We start from the raw sequence: 22,575 nt of genomic DNA, 5'->3' as shown, positions 1-22,575 counted from the left end.
ACTAGCGTATGGTCCCATTCACTCTTTTCAGTCAATTACGCACGTGCGGGCGATTATTAGGTTTCCGATCAACGAATCGACGGGTCCGGCGAACCGGTCGTCATGTTCAGCTCGCATCGAGGAAACGGTCCAGCACCCGGACACCGAAGGTGAGTCCGTCCACCGGCACCCGCTCGTCCACACCGTGGAACATCCCGGCGAAGTCCAGCTCCGGTGGCAGCTGCAGCGGCGCGAAGCCGAAGCACCGGATGCCCAGATCGTCGAAGGACTTGGCATCCGTGCCGCCGGAAAGCATGTACGGAACGGCACGCGCGATCGGGTCCTCGGCCTTCAGGGCCGACTGCATCGCGTCGACGAGGTCACCGTCGAAACTGGTCTCCAGCGCCTTGTCGCCGTGCACGTCCTCACGCTTGACGCGCGGCCCGAGAATGCGGTCCAGGTCGGCCAGGAACTCCTGCTCGTAGCCGGGCAGGAAGCGCCCGTCGACATGGGCGGTGGCCTGGCCCGGGATCACGTTCACCTTGTAGCCGGCGCCGAGCATCGTCGGAGCGGCCGAGTTCCGCAGCGTCGCCCCGACCATCTTGGCGATGCCGCCGAGCTTGGCGAGCGTCGCATCCATGTCCTCCGGGTCGAGCGGAGTCCCCAGGGCGTCGGACAGCTCGTCGAGGAAGGACCGTACGGTCTTGGTCACGCGCACCGGCCAGGTGTGCCGGCCGAGCCGGCCCACGGCCTCGCACAGCTCGGTGATCGCGTTGTCGTTGTTGGTCATCGAGCCGTGCCCGGCGGTGCCCTCGACCGTGAGCCGCATCCAGTGCATGCCCTTCTGGGCCGTCTCCACGAGATAGAGCCGCAGATTCTCGTTCACGGTGAACGAAAAGCCGCCCACCTCGCCGATCGCCTCCGTCACGCCCTCGAAGAGGTCCGGATGCTTGTCGACGAGATACCGGGCTCCGTAGGTGCCTCCCGCCTCCTCGTCCGCGAGGAACGCCAGGACGACGTCGCGCGGAGGCTTGCGGCCGCTGCGCAGACGGTCCCGGACGACCGCGAGCGTCATTGCGTCCATGTCCTTCATGTCGACCGCGCCACGGCCCCATACGCAGCCGTCGGCGATCTCCCCGGAGAACGGGTGGTGCGTCCAGTCGTCGGCGTCGGCCGGTACGACGTCGGTGTGTCCGTGGATCAGCAGTGCGGGGCGGGACGGGTCCTCGCCCTCGATCCGCGCCACGGTGGAGGCGCGGCCCTTGTGCGACTCGATGATCTTCGGCTCCAGGCCCACCTCGGCGAGCTTCTCCGCCACGTACTCGGCGGCGGCCCGCTCCCCGGGGCCGGAGTGGTCGCCGTAGTTGCTGGTGTCGATCCGGATCAGATCGCGACAGAGGTCGACGACCTCGTCCTCGCCTGAGACCGTCCGGCCGGTGCTCGACTCGCTCACGCTGTTTCCTCCCGCTGTCGCTCTGGTGGTCCCCCACATCCTCCCGCGCCCCCGCTCGCACCCCAAGAGCGCCGGGGCGCCACCGTGGGCCCGTCCGCACGGGGGGGGGAGGAGCGGGTGATCGAGCACCCCCGATTGTTTGCTATGGTTTTCCACGTCGGAACGGCCCAGGGCCGCGAGACAGACACCTCGTCCGGGTGGCGGAATGGCAGACGCGCTAGCTTGAGGTGCTAGTGCCCTTTATCGGGCGTGGGGGTTCAAGTCCCCCCTCGGACACCATCGAAGAACCCCAGCTGAGCTGGGGTTCTTTGCTTTTTCCTAGCCTTGTGGGAAGGAGGTGTGGAGCCGTGGCACGCAGACGACGGACCGCGCCCCCGGCGCCCCTGCCGCAGCGGGACGGCATCGATCCCGTACGGATACGGCTGCCCGCCGATCCGGAGGGTGTCTGGCGGACCGTGGGCGATCACCTCGTCGAGCGGTTCAGTGGTGCGATCGGGGCCGAGCGGGTGGACGCGATGCTGCGGGAGGGCCGGTTCGTCGGGACCGATGGCCCGGCCGCGCGGGACGAGCCGTACACAGCGGGCCGTCATCTCTGGTTCCACCGGGACTTCGCGGCCGAGGAGCGTGTGCCGTTCGAGGTGGGGATCGTGTACCGGGACGAGCACCTGGTGGTCGCCGACAAGCCGCATTTCCTGGCCACGACCCCGCGCGGACGGCACATCACCGAGACGGCGCTGGCCAGACTGCGCCGCGACCTCGGGCTGCCCCGGCTGCAACCGGCGCACCGGCTCGACCGCCTGACGGCGGGGCTCGCGCTGTTCGTCGTGAGGCCCGAGGAGCGCGGCGCCTACCAGACGCTGTTCCGGGACCGCCGGGTGCGCAAGGAGTACGAGGCGGTGGCACCGTACGACCCCCGGATCGCCCTGCCCGTCACCGTGCGCAGCAGGATCGAGAAGGAGCGAGGAGTGCTGGCCGCCCGGGAGGTGGCCGGCGAGCCGAACAGCGAGAGCACGATCGAGTTGCTCGAGCACCGCGGAGGGCTCGGCCGGTACCGGCTGGTGCCGGCGACCGGCCGAACCCATCAACTGCGGGTGCACATGAACAGCCTGGGGCTGCCGATCCTGTACGACCCGGTCTATCCGGTGGTCCGTGCGGAAGAGCCCGCCGGAGGCGCGGAGTTCGCGCGGCCGTTGCAGCTCCTCGCGCGAACGCTGGAGTTCACCGATCCGCTCACTGGGCGGGAGTGCCGCTTCGAAAGCGGGCGGCGGCTGGCCGCCTGGTGATCCCGCTGATCACAGCAGCACCACCGAGCGCAGCACATCACCCTCGTGCATACGGGCGAAGGCCTTCTCCACGTCGCCGAGGCCGATCGTCTCGGTGACGAACGCGCCCAGGTCGATGCGGCCCTGCCGGTGCAGGTCGATGAGCATGGGGAAGTCCCGGGACGGCAGACAGTCGCCGTACCAGGAGGACTTGAGCGCGCCGCCGCGGCCGAACACGTCCAGGAGCGGGAGTTCGAGCTTCATCTCGGGGGTGGGCACACCGACCAGGACGACCGTGCCGGCCAGGTCCCTCGCGTAGAAGGCCTGCCGGTAGGTCTCGGGTCGGCCGACGGCCTCGATGACGACGTCGGCGCCGAAGCCTCCGGTGAGCTCGCGTACGGCCTCGACAGCGTCGGTCGACCGGGAATTGACGGTGTGGGTGGCGCCCATGGAACGGGCGGTCTCCAGCTTGCGGTCGTCGATGTCGACGGCGATGATGCGGGCGGCTCCGGCCAGGCGGGAGCCGACGATCGCCGCGTCGCCGACGCCGCCGCAGCCGATGACGGCCACGGAGTCACCGCGGCCGACGTTCCCGGTGTTGAGGGCGGCGCCGATACCCGCCATGACGCCGCAGCCCAACAGGCCGGCGACGGCCGGGGCAACGGAGGGGTCGACCTTGGTGCACTGACCGGCGGCGACCAGGGTCTTCTCCGCGAAGGCACCGATACCGAGCGCCGGGGACAGTTCCCTGCCCGCCCCCGGGCCGGAGGCCAGGGTCATCTTCTGGCGGGCGTTGTGGGTGTCGAAGCAATACCACGGCCTGCCGCGCAGACAGGCACGGCAGCGACCGCAGACCGCACGCCAGTTGAGGATCACGAAGTCCCCGGGGACGACGTCGTTGACACCCGGGCCGATCGATTCCACGAGGCCGGCGGCCTCATGACCCAGCAGGAAGGGGAAGTCGTCGCTGATGCCGCCCTGTTTGTAGTGGAGGTCGGTATGGCAGACCCCGCAGGCCTGGATCTTCACCACGGCCTCACCTGGACCCGGGTCGGGAACCATGATGTCCACGACCTGAACGGGTTCGTTCCTGCCGGGGGCGACGACCCCCTGGACCTGCTGCGCCATCGCAGTGCTTCCCTTCCTCGGGGCAGGTGTGTACTCCATGTGTACGGCACCACCATGCCCGTGCGGGTGCTCCACGGCGAGGCCCCCCGCCGGAAGTCTCCTGCGGGGGGCCTGCGAGTGGACGGCCCGATGGAGGGCCTGCGGGCGTCAGCCCTTGGCGTGGCCTGCGGCGATCTTCTTGACCTTGCCGCGCACCAGGTACCAGCCGCCGACGAGCGCCAGGGCGATCAGCGGCAGGAAGTTGATCGTGGTGCGGCTGATGCCGCCGTCCATCCACATCAGGACCAGCACGGAGGCCAGGAAGGCCAGCGTGACGAGCTGTGTGTACGGGGCCCAGGGCAGCCGGTAGCCCGGGCGGGTGACCCGGCCGTCCTTGGAGCGGTTCCAGAACAGCAGGGAGCAGACCATGATCATGCCCCAGGTGCCGATGATGCCGATGGACCCGAAGTTCAGCATGAGCTCGAATGCGTCACCGGGCATGACGTAGTTGAGGAAGACGCCCGCGACACCGAAGCCCGCGGTGAGCAGGATGCCGCCGTAGGGGACTCCGCCCTTGTTCATCACGCCGGTGAACTTGGGTGCGGAACCCGAGAGCGACATCGAACGCAGGATGCGTCCGGTGGAGTAGAGGCCGGAGTTGAGGCTGGACATCGCGGCGGTGAGCACGACGAGGTTCATCACGCTGGCGGCACCGGGGATGCCGAGCTTGTTGAAGACGGTGACGAACGGGCTCTGGTCGCCGGTGAAAGCGGTGTAGGGCAGCAGCAGGGCGAGCAGGACGACCGAGCCGACGTAGAAGATGCCGACGCGCCACATGATCGAGTTGATCGCCTTCGGCATGATCTTCTGGGGGTTCTCGGTCTCGCCCGCGGCGACACCGCAGAGCTCGACGGAGGCGTAGGCGAAGACGACGCCCTGGATGAGCAGCAGCATCGGCATCATGCCGTTCGGGAAGATGCCGCCGTTGTCCGCGATGGTGGACAGACCCGGGGTATGGCCGCCGACCTCGTGCTGGGTGACGACGAGGAAGATGCCGATGAGCATGAAGATCACCAGTGCGGCGACCTTGATGATCGCGAACCAGAACTCCATCTCACCGAAGTACTTCACCGAGATGAGGTTGGCCGCGAGGACCACGGCGAGCGCGATCAGGGCGAGCACCCACTGCGGGATGTCGCTGAACATGGACCAGAACTGGGCGTAGATCGCCGCCGCGGTGATGTCCACGATGGCGGTGGTCGACCAGTTGAGGAAGTACAGCCAGCCGGCCGTGTAGGCACCCTTCTCGCCCATGAACTCGCGGGCGTACGAGACGAAGGCACCGGAGGACGGCCGGTAGAGGACGAGCTCGCCGAGCGCGCGCACGACGAAGAAGGCGAAGACACCGCAGACCGCGTACGCGATGAACAGCGAGGGGCCGGCGCTGGCCATGCGGCCACCTGCGCCGAGGAAGAGGCCCGTCCCGATGGCGCCGCCGATGGCGATCATGTTGATGTGCCGTGACTTGAGGTCCTTGCGGTACCCGGCGTCACCGGCGTCCACATGGGGGGTGCCCGTGGCCGGGGTGCCGGCCAGGGGCGTATCGGCCGCAGTCAGGGTGCGGTCACTCATAGAGCTGTTCGCCTTCGTGAGGGGATGTGCGGTAGCCGGTCGGATGCCGGCGGCCTTCCCGGGGTGAGGAAGACAGTCACCACGGCCGGCCTGGGGCGCAGAAGGGCCCAGAAGCTCATAGTCACGGCAACCCTGGGATTTTGGCAGTGGTGCACCTCACTCAGACATAGATCTGAGGTATTTCAGAGGTTTCAACAAGGTGAAGCAAGGAAGCCTTGATCATCAAGGCGCGAGTACGTCCAGCTCGTGGAGGGCCCCTACGGCGATCTCGCGCGTGAGCCGCTCGGCCCGCTCGGCATCGCCTTCGCGAACGGCCTCGGCGACCTGGACATGAAGGGTGACGGCCGCCGGATCCGGGTCCTCGAACATCACATGGTGGCGGGTTCTGCCCGTGAGGACCTCGGCGACGACATCGCCGAGCCGGGCGAACATCTCGTTGCCCGAAGCGTTGAGCACGACACGGTGGAAGGCGATGTCGTGCTTCAGGTAGCCCTCCAGCTGGTGGCCGCGGGAGGTGGCGACCATACCCAGGGCGCACTCGGTGAGCTCGGCGCACTGCTCGGGCGTCGCACGACGGGCCGCGAGGCCGGCGGCGACCGGCTCGATCGCGGAGCGCAGCACGGTGAGGGAGCCCAGCTGGCGGGGGCGGTCGGCGCCGGCGAGCCGCCAGCGGATGACGCGGGGGTCGTAGACGTTCCAGTCCGCAGTGGGACGTACGGTCACGCCGACGCGCCGCCGCGACTCGACCAGATGCATCGACTCCAGGACGCGGACCACCTCACGGACGACGGTGCGCGACACGTCGAAGCTCTCGGCCACCTCGTCGGTGCGAATCACACTGCCCGGCGGATACTCACCGGCGGTGATCGCAAGGCCGAGGCTGTCGAGGACGCGTGTGTGCAGCCCGTGGCCCTCTGTGGTCATGAAGGCAAGAGTACGGTGCACGATCAACGTTCAAAAAGTATGACGTTTATATCTCGGACTCTTGAATAAGTCATACCTAATGCGTTTCAGTGGCGCGACGGCTCGACGTCGGACCGATGTCGATGGCGTCTGACCGATGTCGATGAAGACAGCGAGGCACCGATGAGCACCCCTCATGTCGTTGTGGTGATGGGCGTGGCAGGGACCGGCAAGACCACGATCGGCTCCCTGCTCGCCGGACGCCTGGGCGTTCCGTACGCCGAAGGAGACGACTTCCACCCCGCGGCGAACGTCGCCAAGATGTCGGCCGGCGTTCCGCTGGACGACGCGGACCGGCGTCCCTGGCTCGATGCCATCGGCCGGTGGGCCCGGGGAAGGGCCGGGCTCGGCGGTGTCGTCTCCAGCTCCGCGCTCAAGCGGAGCTACCGGGACCGGCTCCGCGCCTCCGCCCCCGGGATCGTGTTCCTGCATCTGACGGGCGACCGCGCGCTGATCGAGCGGCGGATGACGGAGCGCCGGGGCCACTTCATGCCCACCAGGCTGCTCGACTCGCAGTTCGCCGTCCTGCAGCCGCTGCAGGAGGACGAGGCCGGCGTCTGCGTCGACGTGTCCGGCTCCCCCGAAGAAATCACCGACCGGGCCGTCGCCGCGCTGCGCCGGCTCGAGGACTGAGGAAGCACCGTGACCCGTCTCAGCGTCCAGACGGCGGCAGCGGACGCCGTCGAGCCGATCACCTCGGCGGGCAACGCACAACTGGGCATAGCCGTCCTGGCGGGCATCGCCGTCATCGTCCTGCTCATCACCAGGTTCAGGCTGCACGCCTTCCTGGCACTGACCATCGGTTCGCTGGCGCTGGGTGCCTTCGCCGGGGCCCCGCTCGACAAGACGATCACGTCCTTCTCCACGGGCCTCGGCGCCACGGTCGCGGGCGTCGGTGTGCTCATCGCTCTCGGGGCGATCCTCGGCAAGCTGCTGGCCGACTCCGGCGGCGGCGACGAGATCGTCGACACGATCCTCGCCAGGGCGAGCAAGCGGTCCATGCCCTGGGCCATGGTGCTGATCGCGTCGATCATCGGGTTGCCGCTCTTCTTCGAGGTCGGCATCGTCCTGCTGATCCCGGTCGTGCTGATGGTCGCGAAGCGCGGCAATTTCTCGCTGATGCGGATCGGCATCCCGGCGCTCGCCGGACTGTCCGTGATGCACGGCCTCGTCCCGCCGCACCCCGGCCCGCTGGTCGCCATCGACGCCATTGGGGCCAACCTGGGCGTCACCCTGGCTCTCGGCCTTGTCGTCGCCGTACCGACCGTGATCATCGCCGGTCCGGTGTTCTCGAAGTACGCGGCCCGCTGGGTCGACGTCCCGGCGCCCGAGCGCATGATCCCCCAGCGCGCCTCGGAGGATCTGGAGAAGCGGCCGAGCTTCGCCGCCACCGTCTCCACCGTGCTGCTCCCCGTCGTGCTGATGATGGCGAAGGCCCTGGTGGAGATCGTCGTCGACGACCCGGAGAACCATGTCCAGCGGGTCACGGACGTCATCGGCTCACCGCTGATCGCACTGCTCGCGGCCGTGATCGTCGGCATGTTCACGCTGGGCCGCGCAGCCGGCTTCACCAGGGAAAGGATCGCCTCGACCGTGGAGAGGTCCCTCGCCCCGATCGCGGGCGTGCTCCTCATCGTCGGCGCCGGCGGCGGTTTCAAGACGACCCTGATCGACATCGGAGTGGGCCAGATGATCCTGGACTACTCCAGGAACTGGTCCATACCCACGCTGCTGCTGGCCTGGCTGATCGCGGTCGCCATCCGGCTGGCCACCGGCTCGGCGACCGTGGCCACGATCTCCGCGGCCGGTCTGGTGGCCCCGCTCGCCACGGGCATGTCGACGCCCGAGGCAGCGCTGCTGGTGCTGGCGATCGGTGCCGGTTCGCTGTTCTTCAGCCATGTCAACGACGCCGGATTCTGGCTGGTGAAGGAGTACTTCGGGATGAGCGTCGGCCAGACGGTCAAGACCTGGTCGGTGATGGAGACCATCATCTCGGTGGTCGGCATCGTCTTCGTCCTGCTGCTCTCCCTGGTCTTCTGAGCGTCGACCGGTCGCCCACGCTCCGGGGGATCAGCCGTCGTCCCCGTCGGGGTCCCACAGCGGGTGCTCCCGCCGGGCCCAGGGCCGCCCGACCGACCCGGTGCGCATGCCGCGGCGTGCCTCCGGGTCGGCGAACGCCATCCCGATGTGGCCGAGGAGCACCAGACCGATCGTCAGCGCCAGCCAGTCGTGCACGAAGGTCGCGCTCGTGCGCCACACGAGCGGGGTCAGATGCGTGAACCACATCAGCAGACCTGTACCGAGCATGACCAGCACCGCACCGGCGATCCAGGCTGCGTAGAGTTTCTGGCCGGCGTTGAACTTGCCCGCCGGGCGCTCGTGCGGGCCGTACTCCCTGCGCCGTACGGCCCGCAGCCATTTCCGGTCGTGGGGCCCGAAGCGGTTCAGCCGTCGCAGATCGGCCCGGAAGGCGGGCGAGGCCAGTCCCACCAGGAACGGTACGGGGAGCAGCAGTCCGGACCACTCGTGCAGCATCACCACGAGATGGCGTCGTCCCACGAGTTCGGCGAGCCCGGGCACGTAGAGACAGGCCGCGGTCACCACGCACATCAGCATCAGGGCGGCGGTCGTACGGTGGATCCAGCGCTCGGCTCGACTGAACCTCCGTACCGATGAGGGGGGTTCAGACGGTGGGGGCGTCGTCTCGGCCGTTCGACCGGCCGACCCAGGCGTCGACGTCATAACCTCGCTCCTCCCAGTACCCGGGCTGCACTTCGGAGGTCAGGGAGATTCCGGAGAGCCATTTCGCGGACTTGTAGAAGTACATGGGCGCGACATAGAGACGCACCGGGCCGCCGTGCGCATGGCTGAGCGGCTCGTCCTGCATGCGCAGACAGACCATGACATCGGAGCGGCGGGCCTGGTCGAGGCTGAGGCTCTCGCTGTAGGTGCCGTCGAAGCACGTGAAGCGGATCGCCCGGGCTTGGGGCCGTACGCCTGCCGCATCGAGCAGGGCAGACAGCCGCACGCCCTCGAAGGCGGTGTCGGGAACACGCCAGCCGGTGACGCACTGCACATCGCGCACCACGCGGGTCTGCGGCAGTGCACGCAGGTCGTCCAGGGTGTACGTCGTGGGCCGCTCGACCAGTCCGCCGACGGTGAGGCGGTAGCCCGCGGCGCTCTTGCGCGGTACGGAGGCGGCCACCGAGTAGTAGCGGAATCCGCCGCCGTTGGGGAGCAGTCCGGTGAGTCCGGTGGGGTCCTTGTCGGCGGCCGAGCCGAGGAAGGCTTCAAGACCGCGCTGGAGATACGGCGCGGCGGCAACGCCTGCGGCGCCGAGACCGAGCACGGACAGCACGACGCGCCGTCCGACGGGCGCGCCGTCCGAGTCCGGTGACGGGGCTGGGGTCGGATCGTTCACACATCGATTCGAGCACCCGCGGCCGCCGGACACCAGTGGCCGCGGGTATTCGTCAGACTTCCGTCACACCTGCTCGGCAGCCGGGTCCGCGGACTCGGCCGCGCGATCGAGCTGGAAGGCCTCGTTGCCCAGTCCGATACGCGCGTGCACCTCGGGACGGGTTGCCCGGAGGACTGCCCCGTACAGCAGCCCGCCGGCCAGCGCGACCCCGATGATGCCCGGCAGGAACCAGCTCAGCGAGGAGCCGGGGCCGGCACCGATCAGGACGTCGAAGTCCTTGACGGTGTAGACGGCGATCGCCAGGAGGGCGATGCCGGCGAGGGCGGCTGCGACGAGCCGCCAGGCCTGCGCTCCTGCAGCGCCGCGGCGTACGAAGAAGGCGATCACCGCGAACGAGGCCGCGGCCATCAGCAGGATGACGCCGAGGGCGCCGACGTTGCCCATCCAGGTGAAGAGGCGCAGCACGGGTGTGGTCGGGTCGCCCGCCGGCTGGCCGTCGGTGGCCGCGAAGACCACGACGACCAGTACGGAGACGCCGGACTGGAGCAGGGATCCGGTCGCGGGGGCGCCGCTGGCCCTGTTCGTCCGCCCGAAGACGGCCGGGAGCAGCCCCTCGCGGCCCATGGCGAACGCATACCGCGCGACGACGTTGTGGAAGCTGAGCAGGGCCGCGAACATACCGGTGACGAAGAGGACGTGCAGGACGTCGGTGAAGGTGCCGCCCAGCCTGGTCTCCGTGAGCGCGAAGAGCAGACCCGGTCCCTTCTCGCCCGCCTCGCCGACGATGGCGCCGGGCCCCGTGGCCACGGAGAGCGCCCAGGCACTGAGCGCGAGGAACAGCGCGACGAACCCGACCGCGAGGAACAGCACCCGCGAGACGACGACATGGGGGCGGCTGGTCTCCTCCGCGTACACCGGGGACTGCTCGAAACCGGTGAAGGCGGCGATGCAGAAGCACAGGGCGGTACCGAGGCCGGCGCCGGCGAGTGTGTCCGGGTTGAAGGCGGCGAACGACAGTCCCTCGCGGCCCGGTTCGGCGATGGCGCCGAGGTCGAAGATGACGACGAGCGAGCACTCGACGACGAGCAGGACGCCGAGGACCCTTGCGTTGAGGTCGATCTTGAGCCAGCCGAGTACGGCGACGATCGCGGCGGCGGCGAGGGCGGGTATCCACCAGGCGACCGTCAGCTCGAAGTGGGTGGCGAGCAGGGCGGAGATCTCGAACCCGAGAATGCCGTAGATGCCGACCTGCATCGCGCTGTACGCGACGAGGGCGACGAGCGAGGCCCCGGCGCCGGCGGTGGGGCCGAGGCCACGGGCTATGTAGGCGTAGAAGGCGCCGGCGTTGTGGACATGGCGGCTCATCTCGGCGTAGCCGACGCTGAACAGCATCAGGACGATGCCGAGGATGACGTAGAGAAGCGGCTGGCCGACCATGCCCATGACACCAAACACGGTGGGCATCACCCCGGCGACGACCATCAGTGGTGCACTGGCGGCCAGCACGGAGAGCAGCAGGCCGGCGGTGCCGAGGCGGTCGGCGCGAAGGGCGCGTTCCTGTCCCTTGTAGGTGCTGATCTCGCTGGTGCTCGTGCTCGTGCTGATGGCGCTCGTACTCGAACTGCCCGGCGACATGGCGGGTTTGTCCTCTCGGATCAGGCGGTGCCGAGCGCGGCGCTGCGCGCGGCATGGAACGCGTCGTGCGGGTCCTGGTCCGGGTACGACCAGGGGGCCGGGGTGGCATGCGGGCCGATGCGGTGGAAGAGCGCTGCGGCTTCGGCCGGCCTGCCCTCGCAGAACTTTGCGTGTGCGAGGAAGTTGAGGTCGATACGGTTGCGGGGGTGGTCCTCGCTCTCCCACTCCAGCCACCAGTCGAATGCGGCCTTCATGACCTGCCGGGCACGCCGGCCGGTCCAGTGGCCCGAGGCGATCGGGTCGGCGCTCTCGTGTCCGGCAGCCGCCAGCACCCGGTAGCGCTCCGCGTGGGCGACCACGGGGAGGACGGCGAGCGGGGAGTCCGCGGGCGCCTGTTCGGCGGCCCAGGCCGCGAAGTCGTACACCTCGTGCAGTGGGTCCTGGCCGGCGCCGGGGTGGCGCTCGGCGAGTCTGGCCGCCATCAGATGGTGGGCGTGATGGTGTTCGGGGTGGCGGACGCGCACTTCGTCGAAGAGTCGTGCGACCTCGTCCTCGGTGCCGAGGGAGCGGGCGAGGAGCAGCAGGGCGAGCCACGGTGTCGGATCGTGGGGAGCGAGGTCGGCCGCCGCCCGGCATGCCGTACGGGCCCGGTCCGGGCGCTCCTTGCCGCGCAGCGCACGGCAGACGGTGGCACAGGCGAGGAGTGCGGTGGCGTCGGGGTTGCCGGGGTCGGCGACCAGCCAGTCGTGTGCCCAGGCGGCCGTCGACGGGGGTTCACCGAGCACCATGAGGCGGTGCCCTCGGCGATCCCAGTCGTCCTCCGTCGCGGCGAGCAGCGACCGGGCAGCGGTCCATCTGCCCTGGGCCAACTTGGCCCGCACGGAGATGAGTTCGGAGTCACCGAGGGCCGGATCGAAGGTCTGCCCGGAACGCGCGCCGCGACGTCGGGCGCGGCCGAGCGGCGGCGGAGGTGGGGGCATCCGCGGGCTTCCTTCACTGCGATGTGTGCGCGGGACGTGATCGAACGGTCGCGCACAGCAAAGCGGTAGGCAATGCTCCGCGTCAAGGCCGGACCTCCGGGGTGGACTGCACAGGCCGGTTCTCGGTCAACTCCGCACAGCCGGACCGGGTTTCGGCATGGTTGCCGTGGTGCTTCAGGAGACCGCCTTCGCCGCGGCCCGGCCCGCCGCACGTCCCGAGAAGATGCAGCCGCCGAGGAACGTGCCCTCCAGGGCACGATAGCCGTGGACACCGCCGCCTCCGAAGCCGGCCGCCTCGCCTGCCGCGTACATCCCCGGCAGTGGTTCGCCGCCCTCCATGAGGACACGCGAGGACAGATCGGTCTCCAGACCGCCCAGGGACTTGCGGGTGAGGATGTTCAGCCGGACGGCGATGAGGGGCCCGGCCTTGGGGTCGAGCATGCGGTGCGGGGCGGCGGTGCGGATGAGCTTGTCGCCGAGATAGGTGCGGGCCCCTCGGATCGCCGTGATCTGGAGGTCCTTGGTGAAGGGGTTCGCGATCTCCCGGTCACGCGCGGTGATTTCGTCGCGCAGCCTCGCCTCGTCGATCAGCGGCTCCTTGGTGAGCGCGTTCATCCCGCGCACCAGCGCACCGAGATCCTTCTCGACGACGAAGTCCGCACCCTTGTCCATGAACGCCCGGACGGGCCCCGGCACTTCGGTGCGGGCGCGTCCGATGACCCCGCGCACCGACCTGCCCGTCAGGTCGGGGTTCTGCTCGGAGCCGGAGAGGGCGAACTCCTTGCCGATGATGCGCTGGTCGAGGACGAACCAGGTGTAGTCGTGGCCCGACTTCATGATGTGCTCCAGCGTCCCCAGGGTGTCGAAGCCGGGGAAGAGCGGCACGGGCAGCCGGTGCCCGCGTGCGTCCAGCCAGACCGAGGAGGGGCCGGGCAGGATACGGATGCCGTGCCGAGCCCAGATGGGGTTCCAGTTCTCTATGCCCTCGGTGTAGTGCCACATACGGTCGCGGTTGATGTGGTGGCCGCCTGCTGCCTCCGCGATGCCCAGCATCAGTCCGTCGACGTGCGCGGGCACGCCGGAGAGCATTTTCTCGGGCGGGGTGCCGAGACGCTCGGGCCACTGGGCCCGCACGAGATCGTGGTTGCCGCCGATGCCTCCGGAGGTGACGACGACCGCCTGGGCGCGCAGTTCGAAGGAGCCCGTGACCTCGCGGCTGCTCGCCTTGCCCCGCTCGACGCCGGAGCGCTCCAGGATCTCGCCGGTCACGGTGTCCACCGCCCCCGCGGTCCGGCCCAGTCCGGTCACCCGGTGCCGGAAGCGCAGATCGACGAGGCCACGCGCAACACCGGCCCGCACGCGCCGCTCGAAGGGCTCGACGATCCCGGGCCCGGTCCCCCAGGTGATGTGGAAACGCGGCACCGAATTGCCGTGCCCGGTCGCTCCGTAGCCACCGCGTTCGGCCCAGCCGACGACGGGGAAGAACCGCACGCCCTGCGCATGGAGCCAGGCCCTCTTCTCTCCGGCCGCGAAGTCGACGTACGCCTCGGCCCAGCGGCGCGGCCAGCGGTCCTCCGCGCGGTCGAAGCCCGCCGTGCCGAGCCAGTCCTGGAGCGCCAGGTCCCTGCTGTCCTTGATCCGCATCCGGCGCTGCTCGGGCGAGTCGACGAAGAAGAGCCCGCCGAACGACCAGTGGGCCTGACCCCCGATCGACTGCTCGGGTTCCTGGTCCAGCAGAATGACGCGGCGTCCGGCGTCGACGAGCTCCGCGGTGGCCACGAGCCCCGCGAGGCCGGCCCCGATCACGATGACATCAGCGTCGTACGCCATGGGTCGTCTCCCTCTCGGAGCGGGCGCGCGGCAGCGCGGACCTTCTCGGTTGGCTCGGGTCGGTCCGATCTTCGGTACGCGGCGGTAACTCGTCAACCGTTGCGACGGTCCCGACGGAATCGCCGTCGGGATCACACCGCGGGCCGGCCACGACGTGATCCTGATTGGATGGGCGGTATGACTGCCCCTTCGAGTCCTTCCGACGAGATCCTCGACATCGTCGACGAGAACGACGAGGTCGTCGGGCAGGCCCCGCGCGGCGAGGCCTACGCCCGGGGTCTGCGCCACCGCTGTGTGTTCATCCAGGTCCGCGACGCGGAGGGCAGGGTGTTCGTCCACCGCCGCACCGCGGGGAAGCTCGTCTTCCGTTCGCTGTACGACATGTTCGTCGGCGGTGTCGTCGGCGCGGGCGAGTCGTATGACGATGCGGCCCTGCGCGAGGCCGAGGAGGAACTCGGGGTGACGGGGCTCCCCCGGCCCGAACCGCTCTTCACGTTCCTGTACGAGCCCGACGCCGCCGAGCCCGGACAGCCCCGGGGGACCTGGTGGTCGGCGGTGTACGAGGTCCGCTGCGAGCCGGCCGTGAACCCGCAGGCCGAGGAGGTCGCCTGGCATGCCTTCGTCACCGAGAAGGAGCTGGAGCAACTGCTCGGGCAGTGGGAGTGGGTCCCGGACGGCCTTGCGGCCTACGAGCGGCTGCGCGCCCACCGGGAGGCGTCGGGCTGAGCCGCGCCGGGGGCAGGGCCAGGGCCTCGGTCCGGTCCGGGAGGACACCCCGGGCCGCCGGTCGACCGGCGGGTTCCTCGGTCACGGCCAGCTCGAACTCCTGCTCGCATGCGGGCGTGTGCGCGTCTTCGGCCCTGTGGGGATGCCGTCCGCCGGCAGCGAGACCTCGCGGGTAGGGTGCGACGCGTGAGCGAATGGGTACGGAGTCTGCGGCTGTGGGCCTCGCCCCAGCGGATCCGGGACGAGGGCGAGACCCCCGACTACCGCTTCTCGCTCGCCAACGAGCGCACGTTCCTCGCCTGGATCCGTACCGCGCTCGCGCTGATCGCCGGGGGCTTCGCGGTCGACCAGTTCCTGCCGGATCTGCGCTGGGGAGTGCGCGTCGGCCTGTCGCTCGCGCTGATCGGCGCGGGGGTGCTCTGCGCCTTCCGGGCGGTCAACCACTGGGTGCGGTGCGAGCGGGCGATGCGACGCGGCGAGGATCTGCCCGTGTCGCGCTTCCCGACGGTGCTGGCGCTGGTCGTGGCGGCCGTGTCGGTGACGATGGTGGTCGTCGTGGCCTGGGGGCGTGCATGAGTGGTGACGGCCGGGACCCGGGGCTGCAGCCGGAGCGGACGAGGCTCGCTTGGCGACGCACCACCCTGGCCTTCACGGTCGCCGCCGTACTGGCGGCGCGGCAGATCGTGCACCATGACGACGTTTCCGGGGACGACCTCGTCGCGTTCGCTCTGAGCGCGCTGGTCTGGCTGGGCTTTCTGTCGGTGGCCCACCGGCGCATCGAGGCGATGGCCACGCGGCGCCCGCCGGGCGCCATGCCGCTGCGGCAGGCATGGGCAGCCACGCTCTGCACCCTGGCGCTCGCCGTGTTCGCCGTGGCGATCGTGTGGTGAACCGCCGGGTGGGCGGCGCCCGGCGGTTCAGGCCTCCCAGTCGACGGTGACGACGATCTTCCCGCGGGTGTGCCCCTCCTGATTGAGCCGGTGGGCGTCCGCCGCCTGCTCCAGAGGGAAGCTGCGGGCCACGTGGACAGAGATGACTTCCTCCTCGGCGAGTTCGCTCAGCCGGTACAGATCCGCGGTGTTGGGCCGGACGAAGACATAGCGCCCGCCCAGGGTGGTGACCGCCGGATCGGCGATGGACGCGATCCGGCCGCCCTCGGCGAGCAGCTCCGCGGACACGGTCAGCGTCTCGCCGCCGACCGTGTCGAAGACCGACTGGACACCGTCGGGCGCCAGGGCCCGTACGCGTTCGGCGAGGCCGTCGCCGTACGTCACCGGCTCCGCTCCCAGGTCGCGCAGATACTCGTGGGACGACTCGCTCGCGGTCCCGATCACGCGCGCTCCGAAGTGGCGGGCGAGCTGCACCGCCATCGAACCGACCCCGCCGGCCGCGGCGTGCACCAGGAGGGTGTCGCCGGATCCCACGCTCAGCGCGTGAGTGAGCACCTGATAGGCGGTGAGCCCGGTGAGGGGCAGCCCGGCGGCCTCCTCGAAGCTCAGATTGCGCGGTTTGCGGGCGAGCGTACGGACCGGGGCGGCCACGTACTCGGCGAAGGTTCCGCGGGACAGGAAGTCCTCCCGGACATAGCCCATGACCTCGTCACCGACGGCGAACTCCGGAACGGAGACCCCGGGCTGCACGACGACCCCGGAGACGTCCCAGCCGGGGACGACCGGGAAAACGGAGTCGAGCACCCCGTCCAGGTAACCCTCGCGCGCCTTCCAGTCCACCGGGTTGACGGCAGCCGCCCGTACCTTGACCAGGACGGTGTCGGGGCCGACCTTCGGCTCCGGGAGCTCGCCGTACTCCAGGACCTCGGGGCCGCCGTAGCTGCGGTAGCTGATCGCCTTCATACGTCCGACCCTCCGGCGCTGCCCCGGCTTCCGCAAGCCGGGGCAGCCCGGCCGCTGCTCAGGGCCGTTGCGCCGGCCGCGGGCGGAGCGCTGTGCGCGGGGCCAGGGATGCCGCCCTCGGGCCGGTCAAGGCGGTCCCGGGCCCCGGACGGCCGCCGGGCTCGACACCGTCCGCGTCCAGTGGAACGCAGCCGGTGCCACGGGCCGGGGCGGCGGAAGGGCGCATGCTCCTCGTGGCCGTCCTCGCCCAGCGGACGGGCCGGGCCCTCCGCCGGGGCCGGGGGGCATGCGCCGTCCCTCCCCGGCGGGTGGCCGCAGATCTCGCCCCTCGGGCGACCGCACCGGCGGTCCGCCGGGTGCGCCCGGGCCACCCGCCGCCGTCGGGGCGAACCCCGGGGCGGGGGCGCCCCCTCGACGGGGCGAACCCCAGGGCCGGGGCCTCGGGCCCGCTGGTCGGAGGAATACGCAGACGCCTTTGCCACGGCACAGCACCGGAACGCCGGAGAATCGGACATTTCAGACTAGTCTGAGCGGCCCAGGGCTACCTGGGGACCCTTGAACCGCCTCGAAGGTGAGCGCCATGACCGTTCTCCACCAGGAACACTCCACCCACGAGCACGCCCATGGACCGGCATGCGGACACGCCGAGTTCGTGCACGGCGACCACATCGACTACGCACACGACGGGCATGTGCACCGCTCACATCAGGGCCACTGGGACGAGTGCGAGCCCAGCGGCCATGTCACCCACACCGACCACTCCCACCAGCACGGCGCGGGCTGCGGGCACACGGCGGTCAGACACGGGGACCATGTCGACTACATCCACGACGGCCACCGTCACGCCGCCCACGCCGGGCACTGGGACGACCACTGACCCCCGCCCAGGGACCCGGTCCGGCCCCGGCTTCCCCGGAGACACGGCCAACTGGCAGTCTTTCACCACCAGTTCGTCCATTCTCCCGGGAGAGCAAGGTGCCTGCCAGCGATCCGTACACCGTTCAGCTCGCCCCGTCCGTGCATGCCTATGTGCAGCCGGATGGCGGCTGGTGCCTCAACAATGCCGGATTCGTCAGCGACGGTGGGTCCACGATCCTCGTCGACACAGCCGCCACGGAGCAGCGGGCCCTGCGACTGCGCGAGTCGCTGCTCGCCACCGGGGCTCCGCTGCCGCGGACACTCGTGAACACGCACCACCACGGGGACCACACGTACGGCAACGCCGTGTTCCGGCCGGATGCGACCGTCGTCGGTCATGACGCCTGCCGCGAGGAGGTCCTGGCCGCCGGGCACCAGCTGCATCTCATCTGGCCGGAAACCGACTTCGGCGACATCACGATCACCGCGCCGGACATGACGTACAGCGAACGGCTCACGTTGCACGCGGGCGGGACGGAAGTGCGTCTGATCCATCCCGGGGTGGCACACACCACCGGCGACACGATCGTGCACCTCCCGGAGCACGGGATCGTCTTCACCGGCGACCTGATCTTCAACGGCGGTACCCCGTTCATCCCGATGGGCTCGCTGAGCGGATCGCTACGGGCACTGGAGCTGCTGCGCTCACTGGACGCGGGCATCGTCGTACCGGGACACGGCCCGGTCGGCGACCCGTCGGCGTACGACGCGACCGAGCGCTACTTCCGGTTCGTCACCGAACTCGCCGAGACGGGCCACACCAAGGGGCTGACACCGCTGGAGACCGCCAAGGGTGCCGATCTCGGCGAGTTCGGTGAACTCCGCGAATGCGAGCGGCTGGTGGCGAATCTCCACCGCGCCTACGCCGAGCTGGAGGGGCGCCCCGCGGGCTCACCGCTCGACCCGGTCGCCGTCTTCGGGGACATGGCCGTCATGAACGGCGGCGTGCCGGTGGCCTGTCACGCCTGAGCACCACCGAACCGCCGCGGTGCCCGCTCACCAGCGCGGCACTGCGGCACGCCGGCGCGGGTCCACCCCTGCGCATCGCCGCCGCGCCGCCGCATCGGCTCGGCGGCGCGCTCGTCCGCCGTTCCGCGGTTCCGTCCTTCCGTCGCCCAGCCGGTGCAGTGCCGCCGACCGCTCCCGGTCGAGGGCTGCACGGAGGCCCCGTGCACCGGAGACGTACAGCCGCCTCCGCTCGAAGGCGCGGCGCGGTGGGGACGCCCGCGGCCCCCGGCGCAGCGGGTGAAGCACGTGCCGCCGTCGGTCCGGGGCGACGGGAAACCACCGGACCGGGGTGATGGGCAGCCCGGAATACATACATGAACGCCGTGCATGCACGGAGCCGGCGGGCCGTCGGCCGAAGCCGGCCCCCGGCGCACCCTGGACTACATACCGACTGGTCGGTCATCATGAGCGGGAACCGAATCGCCGCCCCCACCGGAGGTGCCCCGAATGAGCTCAGTCCACCCCCCGGGCCTCGACCCCGAGCAGTTGCGCGGCCGTCTCGACCGCGAGCGGCCGGGCCTGGTGAGCGGACCGCTCAGCGCCAGGCTGATCCAGGGCGGCCGCTCCAACCTCACCTACGCCGTCTCCGACGGCACGCGCCGCTGGGTGGTCCGCCGGCCCCCGCTGGGGCATGTGCTGGCCACGGCGCACGACATGAAACGCGAGCACCGGGTCATCAGCGCACTGCACCCCACGGCCGTGCCGGTGCCCGAGCCCGTACTGCTGTGCGAGGACGAGTCCGTGCTCGGCGCGCCCTTCTACGTCATGGAGTTCGTCGAGGGCACGCCCTACCGCACGGCCGAGGAGCTCGCCCCGATCGGCCCCGAGCGCACCCGGAACGCCGTGCTCGGCCTCGTCGACACGCTCGTCGAGCTGCACGCCGTGGACCCTGAGGCAGTCGGCCTGGGTGATTTCGGCCGCCCGGAGGGCTTCCTCGACCGGCAGCTGCGCCGCTGGGGCAAGCAGCTCGACGCATCCCGCAACCGGGAGCTCGGGGGCATCGACGAGCTGCACGCCTCCCTCGGCCGCTCGCTGCCGGCCTCGCCCCGGCCCTGCGTCATCCATGGCGACTACCGCCTCGACAACGTCCTGATCGGCGACGACGACCGGATCAAGGCCATCCTCGACTGGGAGATGTCCACGCTCGGCGATCCGCTCACCGACCTCGGGCTGCTCGTGATGTACAGCCGGAAGCTGGAACTGCCCGACTCCCCCATCAGCACGACGGCCGGGGCCGCCGGGCACCCGGACGCCGCCGAACTGGTCGAGCGGTACGCGGCCCGCTCCGGCCGCGACACCTCCGCCATCGCCTGGTACACGGCGTTCGCCTGGTTCAAGCTGGCCGTGATCCTGGAGGGCATCCACTACCGCTACACCCTCGGTCAGACCGTCGGCCCCGGCTTCGACCGCATCGGCGATCTCGTCCCCGTCTTCATCGAGCACGGTCTCACCACCCTCCAGGAAGGCTGATCACCCCATGGACTTCGCATTCGACGCACGCACCGAGGAGTTGCGGGCCAAGCTGCTCGCTTTCATGGACGAGCACGTGTATCCGGCCGAGGCGGTCGCGCACGAGCAGCACGCGAAGCTCGCGTCCCCGTGGGACACCCCGGAGGTCATCGAGGAGCTCAAGGCCGAGGCCCGCAGGCAGGGTCTGTGGAACCTCTTCCTGCCGGATGCGCAGTACGGCGGCGGGCTGACGAATCTCCAGTACGCACCGCTCGCCGAGATCACAGGCCGGTCCCCGCACCTGGCACCCACCGCACTGAACTGCGCGGCGCCGGACACCGGCAACATGGAGGTGCTCGCCCTCTTCGGGTCCGACGAGCAGAGGAAGCAGTGGCTGGAGCCGCTGCTCGCCGGTGAGATCCGCTCGGCCTTCGCGATGACCGAGCCCGACGTGGCATCGTCCGACGCGACCAACATCGAGACACGGATCGAGCGGGACGGCGACGAGTACGTCATCAACGGCCGGAAGTGGTACATCTCCGGTGCGATGAATCCGAACTGCAGGATCTTCATCGTGATGGGCAAGACCGACCCGGACGGCGACGACGTCCGCCGCCAGCAGTCGATGATCCTCGTCCCGCGCGACACCCCGGGCCTGGAGGTCCGTCGCGCGATGCAGGTCTACGGCTACGAGGACCACCTGCACGGCGGCCACGCCGAGGTCGTCTTCGACGACGTCCGCGTTCCCGCGTCGAACCTGATCGGCGAGGAGGGCGGCGGCTTCGCAATCGCGCAGGCCCGGCTCGGACCGGGTCGTATCCACCACTGCATGCGGCTGATCGGCATGGCCGAGCGGGCGATCGAGCTGATGTGCCGCCGCGCGGTCTCCCGCACCGCCTTCGGCAAGCCGATCGCCCACCAGGGTGTCGTACAGACGTGGATCGCGGACGCCCGTGTCACCGTCGAGCAGCTGCGGCTGTTGGTCCTCAAGACCGCCTGGCTGATGGACACGGTCGGGAACCGGGGCGCACACACCGAGATCCAGGCCATCAAGATCGCCACGCCGCGTGCGGTCGTCGACATCCTCGACAGGGCGATCCAGGTGCACGGCGCCGGCGGTGTCAGTCAGGACTTCCCGCTGGCCGAACTGTGGTCGGGGGCGCGGACGCTGAAGCTGGCGGACGGACCGGACGAGGTGCACCAGCGGTCGCTGGCGCGCCAGGAGCTGAAGAAGTACCTCTGAGGGCCGTACCGCCGTGAGGTGATCGTCGGTCGTCGTGCGACAGCTGCCGCCGGCGCCGGTTCACCGGCGCCGGCCTGCTCCGTCGGGGCCTGTCGCCGACGGAGCAGGCCGGCGCCTCGGTTGTGCGACAGCTGCGCCACGGACGACGACCGCGGGGCTGCTCCCTGCCGCCGCGCCGGTGCTCCTGCTCGGTCCATGCACCATCGGCAGGACGCGCCTCAGCGGTCTGCCGGCCGATTTCGTCGTCCACGGGCACCGGGCTCTCTCCTACGGCCTCCGGCCACGGCGACAGCCCCTGCCCCGTCGAAGGGCTCGGCCTGCGGCCCCGCGCCTCCGGGCCAGTGCCGCGATCGACGAGTACGTCCCCCGTCGGCCGCGGTCCGCTGCCGGCCGGATGCGGCATGAGCGGGCGCACGGTGGCGCGGACCTGAAGGCGCACTCCTGCTCACGGGTGGCGGATCGCCGGCGCGCCGCGCGTGCGGGCCCCGGGGCGGCGCGGTCGGCGGCCCGCTACGGACGCAGAGCGCGCAGCAGCAGGTCGGCCAGGTGATCGGCGACCTGCTGAGGGCTGAGCGGTCCGTCCGGGCGGTACCAGGTGGACAGGTGGTGGACCGAGCCGAAGTGATAGTCCACGACCAGATCCGCAGGGGTCGTGTCGGAGAACACGCCGCTGCTCTGGCCCTCCTCGATGAGCGCCCGGAAGCGCTCGTGGTACCGCCTGCGCTCGGCGCGGACCTGCTTGTTCTTCTCCGGGCTGAGGTGATGCATCGAGCGGAAGAAGATCGCCGCGTCGTCGAGGTTCTCGATCGTGGTCACGACGACATCGGCGGCGGCGTCCCTCAGTCGCTCGTCCACCGGCGCGTCCGCCTCCGCGAAGGCGTCCAGCCGCTCCTGCTGAAGCCGGAGCACACGGGAGTACACCTCCTGCAGGAGGTCCTCCTTGGAGCCGAAGTAGTGGTAGAGCGCACCTTTGGTGACGCCCGCCGCCTCGACGATCTCCTGGACGGACGTACGGTCGTACCCCTGCTCCGCGAAGAGCCGGGTGGCGGCGGCCAGCAGCCTCTGGGGGACGGGAGTGCCGTTCCCGTCCGTCGTCCTGGCCATTGCCGCCACCAC

At 70.3% G+C, this 22,575-nt stretch carries 21 protein-coding genes and 1 tRNA gene; 11 read left to right on the top strand and 11 right to left on the bottom strand.

Annotation, left to right across the window (positions count from 1 at the left end):
- Positions 1-106 precede the first annotated feature (106 nt).
- The gene (locus AC068D_RS31190) at positions 107-1,432 is read right to left on the bottom strand and encodes a M20/M25/M40 family metallo-hydrolase (RefSeq protein WP_478826457.1); all 1,326 of its coding nucleotides are present in this window, start codon (positions 1,430-1,432) and stop codon (positions 107-109) included.
- A gap of 191 nt (positions 1,433-1,623) precedes the next feature.
- Here AC068D_RS31190 and AC068D_RS31185 point away from each other — a divergent pair.
- Together AC068D_RS31185 and AC068D_RS31180 are read left to right on the top strand one after the other, a co-directional pair.
- Positions 1,624-1,711: transfer RNA gene (locus AC068D_RS31185), tRNA-Leu, on the top strand.
- Positions 1,712-1,779: 68 nt separating this feature from the next.
- Positions 1,780-2,715, top strand: coding sequence for a pseudouridine synthase (locus tag AC068D_RS31180; RefSeq protein ID WP_478826456.1), 936 nt, complete (start codon positions 1,780-1,782; stop codon positions 2,713-2,715).
- A 9-nt stretch (positions 2,716-2,724) separates the two neighbouring features.
- On the opposite strand, the gene AC068D_RS31175 is transcribed toward AC068D_RS31180, so the two are convergent.
- From AC068D_RS31175 to AC068D_RS31165, 3 genes are all read right to left on the bottom strand, one after another.
- Positions 2,725-3,822, bottom strand: a complete 1,098-nt coding sequence (locus AC068D_RS31175; RefSeq protein ID WP_478826455.1) for an S-(hydroxymethyl)mycothiol dehydrogenase — start codon at positions 3,820-3,822, stop codon at positions 2,725-2,727.
- 147 nt (positions 3,823-3,969) lie between these two features.
- The gene (locus AC068D_RS31170) at positions 3,970-5,433 is read right to left on the bottom strand and encodes an amino acid permease (protein WP_478826454.1); all 1,464 of its coding nucleotides are present in this window, start codon (positions 5,431-5,433) and stop codon (positions 3,970-3,972) included.
- A gap of 222 nt (positions 5,434-5,655) precedes the next feature.
- On the bottom strand, positions 5,656-6,357 hold the full coding sequence (locus AC068D_RS31165; RefSeq protein ID WP_478826453.1) for a FadR/GntR family transcriptional regulator: 702 nt from the start codon (positions 6,355-6,357) through the stop codon (positions 5,656-5,658).
- 162 nt (positions 6,358-6,519) lie between these two features.
- Between AC068D_RS31165 and AC068D_RS31160 the strand changes: the two genes are divergently transcribed.
- Together AC068D_RS31160 and AC068D_RS31155 are read left to right on the top strand one after the other, a co-directional pair.
- Positions 6,520-7,029 (top strand): gluconokinase, encoded by a 510-nt coding sequence (locus tag AC068D_RS31160; RefSeq protein WP_478826452.1) that lies wholly within the window; start codon positions 6,520-6,522, stop codon positions 7,027-7,029.
- Positions 7,030-7,038: 9 nt separating this feature from the next.
- A complete protein-coding gene (locus AC068D_RS31155) occupies positions 7,039-8,436 on the top strand; it encodes a GntP family permease (protein ID WP_478826451.1) in 1,398 nt (465 codons plus the stop codon).
- A gap of 30 nt (positions 8,437-8,466) precedes the next feature.
- Here the strand turns inward: AC068D_RS31155 and AC068D_RS31150 are convergent, their stop codons facing one another.
- The 5 genes from AC068D_RS31150 to AC068D_RS31130 all read right to left on the bottom strand — a co-directional run bounded on the left by AC068D_RS31150 (position 8,467) and on the right by AC068D_RS31130 (position 14,262).
- Positions 8,467-9,138, bottom strand: coding sequence for a cytochrome b/b6 domain-containing protein (locus AC068D_RS31150; RefSeq protein ID WP_478826450.1), 672 nt, complete (start codon positions 9,136-9,138; stop codon positions 8,467-8,469).
- A complete protein-coding gene (locus AC068D_RS31145) occupies positions 9,080-9,817 on the bottom strand; it encodes a molybdopterin-dependent oxidoreductase (protein ID WP_478826449.1) in 738 nt (245 codons plus the stop codon). The genes AC068D_RS31150 and AC068D_RS31145 overlap by 59 nt, the downstream gene beginning before the upstream one ends.
- Positions 9,818-9,880: 63 nt before the next feature.
- Positions 9,881-11,452, bottom strand: a complete 1,572-nt coding sequence (locus AC068D_RS31140; RefSeq protein ID WP_478826448.1) for an APC family permease — start codon at positions 11,450-11,452, stop codon at positions 9,881-9,883.
- 20 nt (positions 11,453-11,472) lie between these two features.
- Positions 11,473-12,432 carry a hypothetical protein gene (locus tag AC068D_RS31135; protein WP_478826447.1) on the bottom strand — a complete coding sequence of 320 codons (960 nt, stop codon included), beginning with the start codon at positions 12,430-12,432 and terminating at the stop codon, positions 11,473-11,475.
- A 174-nt stretch (positions 12,433-12,606) separates the two neighbouring features.
- The gene (locus tag AC068D_RS31130) at positions 12,607-14,262 is read right to left on the bottom strand and encodes an FAD-binding dehydrogenase (protein ID WP_478826446.1); all 1,656 of its coding nucleotides are present in this window, start codon (positions 14,260-14,262) and stop codon (positions 12,607-12,609) included.
- A gap of 177 nt (positions 14,263-14,439) precedes the next feature.
- Here AC068D_RS31130 and AC068D_RS31125 point away from each other — a divergent pair, with 177 nt between their 5' ends.
- From AC068D_RS31125 to AC068D_RS31115, 3 genes are all read left to right on the top strand, one after another.
- The gene (locus AC068D_RS31125) at positions 14,440-14,988 is read left to right on the top strand and encodes an NUDIX hydrolase (RefSeq protein WP_478826445.1); all 549 of its coding nucleotides are present in this window, start codon (positions 14,440-14,442) and stop codon (positions 14,986-14,988) included.
- Positions 14,989-15,174: 186 nt separating this feature from the next.
- On the top strand, positions 15,175-15,564 hold the full coding sequence (locus tag AC068D_RS31120) for a YidH family protein (protein ID WP_478826444.1): 390 nt from the start codon (positions 15,175-15,177) through the stop codon (positions 15,562-15,564).
- The gene (locus AC068D_RS31115) at positions 15,561-15,878 is read left to right on the top strand and encodes a DUF202 domain-containing protein (RefSeq protein ID WP_478826443.1); all 318 of its coding nucleotides are present in this window, start codon (positions 15,561-15,563) and stop codon (positions 15,876-15,878) included. The genes AC068D_RS31120 and AC068D_RS31115 overlap by 4 nt, the downstream gene beginning before the upstream one ends.
- Before the next feature lie 27 nt (positions 15,879-15,905).
- Here the strand turns inward: AC068D_RS31115 and AC068D_RS31110 are convergent, their stop codons facing one another.
- The gene (locus tag AC068D_RS31110; protein ID WP_478826442.1) at positions 15,906-16,841 is read right to left on the bottom strand and encodes an NADP-dependent oxidoreductase; all 936 of its coding nucleotides are present in this window, start codon (positions 16,839-16,841) and stop codon (positions 15,906-15,908) included.
- Positions 16,842-17,421: 580 nt separating this feature from the next.
- On the opposite strand from AC068D_RS31110, the gene AC068D_RS31105 reads away from it, so the two are divergent.
- The 4 genes from AC068D_RS31105 (at position 17,422) to AC068D_RS31090 (ending at position 21,459) form a co-directional block, all read left to right on the top strand.
- Positions 17,422-17,718, top strand: a complete 297-nt coding sequence (locus AC068D_RS31105) for a hypothetical protein (RefSeq protein WP_478826441.1) — start codon at positions 17,422-17,424, stop codon at positions 17,716-17,718.
- A gap of 98 nt (positions 17,719-17,816) precedes the next feature.
- Positions 17,817-18,728 carry an MBL fold metallo-hydrolase gene (locus AC068D_RS31100; protein ID WP_478826440.1) on the top strand — a complete coding sequence of 304 codons (912 nt, stop codon included), beginning with the start codon at positions 17,817-17,819 and terminating at the stop codon, positions 18,726-18,728.
- Between the two features lie 486 nt (positions 18,729-19,214).
- Positions 19,215-20,237: a phosphotransferase family protein gene (locus tag AC068D_RS31095; protein ID WP_478826439.1), complete on the top strand. Its 1,023-nt coding sequence runs from the start codon at positions 19,215-19,217 to the stop codon at positions 20,235-20,237.
- Positions 20,238-20,244: 7 nt separating this feature from the next.
- The gene (locus AC068D_RS31090; RefSeq protein WP_478826438.1) at positions 20,245-21,459 is read left to right on the top strand and encodes an acyl-CoA dehydrogenase family protein; all 1,215 of its coding nucleotides are present in this window, start codon (positions 20,245-20,247) and stop codon (positions 21,457-21,459) included.
- 510 nt (positions 21,460-21,969) lie between these two features.
- On the opposite strand, the gene AC068D_RS31085 is transcribed toward AC068D_RS31090, so the two are convergent.
- The gene (locus tag AC068D_RS31085) at positions 21,970-22,563 is read right to left on the bottom strand and encodes a TetR/AcrR family transcriptional regulator (protein WP_478826437.1); all 594 of its coding nucleotides are present in this window, start codon (positions 22,561-22,563) and stop codon (positions 21,970-21,972) included.
- Between the last annotated feature and the right edge of the window lie 12 nt (positions 22,564-22,575).

Source organism: Streptomyces sp. NPDC043861, from assembly GCF_056435905.1.
This window is presented reverse-complemented; position numbering and strand designations above follow the sequence as displayed.